Origin of the sequence: Nitrincola tibetensis (assembly GCF_003284585.1) — a bacterium.
GTDB classification, from domain to species: domain Bacteria; phylum Pseudomonadota; class Gammaproteobacteria; order Pseudomonadales; family Balneatricaceae; genus Nitrincola; species Nitrincola tibetensis.
Window position 1 is genome coordinate 1 of the sequence record NZ_QKRX01000044.1, and the last position, 750, is coordinate 750.

Annotated in this window: 1 pseudogene; it reads left to right on the plus strand. The window is 46.1% G+C overall.

The annotated features are described in order from the left end of the window. Positions 1–64: 64 nt before the first annotated feature. A pseudogene (locus DN062_RS18405) lies at positions 65–750 on the plus strand (transposase); the annotation flags it as partial.

Below are 750 nucleotides of genomic sequence, written 5' to 3' on the forward strand. Positions count from 1 at the left end.
CCCCCTCTGGCAGGATAGTTGTCACTACTTAAAATTTAACCAGTTGGGGCGCTAAGGCTTTTTCGTGCCAAGTTATAGTGAAGAACGTAAACAAGCGATCTTGAGTAAGTTATTGCCGCCATTGAATATGACGGTTGCTGAAGTAGCACGAAGTGAAGGTATTGGACTGCAAACCTTGTATAATTGGCGGTATAAAGCCAAACAACAAGGTCGTCCTGTGCCCGGAAATAAGCCAACCCCAGATCATTGGTCAGCAGAAGCAAAACTTGCCACAGTGATCGAAACTGCGAGTTTAAATGAAGCTGAACTGAGCGAATATTGTCGTGCAAAAGGCTTATATGTCGAACAAGTAAAAGAGTGGAAAGCCGATTCGCTCAGAGGATTTATGAGCTCTCGCGAGCAAGAGCTTGAAGCGAAACGACAAAGGCAGGCTGATCATAGAGAAATTAAACAGTTAAAACGTGAACTACGGCAAAAAGAAAAGGCACTGGCTGAAACGGCCGCAATCTTGGTGCTACGAAAAAAGTTAAATGCGCTTTGGGAGAACGACCACGAGGACGATTAACCTCGGTCCCGCAGCGCACAGAATACGTGTCGTTGATACAGGAAGCGAATCAGTCAGGAGCCAGACTGCATATAGCCTGTAATGAAGTTGGTATCACTTTGCGCACTTATCGACGCTGGTATCGCGATGGTCAGATCACAGCTGATAAACGGCCAGATGCGGTTCGTCCAAGGCCTTCAAATAAA